We start from the raw sequence: 561 nt of genomic DNA, 5'->3' as shown, positions 1-561 counted from the left end.
CAATCGCATTCTTAATGGGGATTCCATGGAGCGAAGCTGTTCCAGCTGGCTCTTTAATGGCGACTAAATTAATTACAAATGAGTTTGTAGCAATGCTTGATTTTAAAAATGTCCTGGGTGATGTATCTGCTCGAACACAAGGTATCATTTCAGTTTACTTAGTAAGCTTCGCTAATTTTGGTACGGTTGGTATCATCGTAGGTTCAATTAAAGGCATTAGTGATAAACAAGGAGAAAAAGTTTCATCCTTTGCAATGAGGCTGTTACTTGGTTCAACTCTAGCTTCAATCATTTCAGGATCAATCATTGGCTTAGTATTGTAAATTAATCGAAGTATCTAAATTAAATTCATGGCAAAGCTAAACCCCATCACCAAGTTGGCGCAACAGCGCATCATAACTTGGTGATGGGATTTTATCATAACAATCTACTTATTCGTAGCCGTTTTTGAAATGTATGTTGATGGTTTATCTTTTTCAAAAATTGTTAATCCCGTTATATCTTTTTTATGTTTTGAAGGGACAATGAAGCTAAGTATATAAGCAAAGACAAAAGCAACTG

At 35.5% G+C, this 561-nt stretch carries 2 protein-coding genes; one reads left to right on the top strand and one right to left on the bottom strand.

Translation table 11 applies throughout. The annotated features are described in order from the left end of the window. The coding region (locus IDG60_RS00650) for a nucleoside transporter C-terminal domain-containing protein (protein WP_274611427.1) at positions 1 to 323 on the top strand (323 nt) is incomplete at its 5' end. Positions 324 to 427: 104 nt separating this feature from the next. Here IDG60_RS00650 and IDG60_RS21715 read toward each other — a convergent pair. Then, on the bottom strand, positions 428 to 561 hold a 134-nt coding region (locus IDG60_RS21715), incomplete at its 5' end, for a hypothetical protein (protein WP_241013315.1).

The organism is Staphylococcus sp. EG-SA-2, from assembly GCF_017152085.1.
The sequence above is the reverse complement of the archived record's forward strand: the minus strand, read 5'-3'. Positions and strand labels throughout refer to the sequence as shown.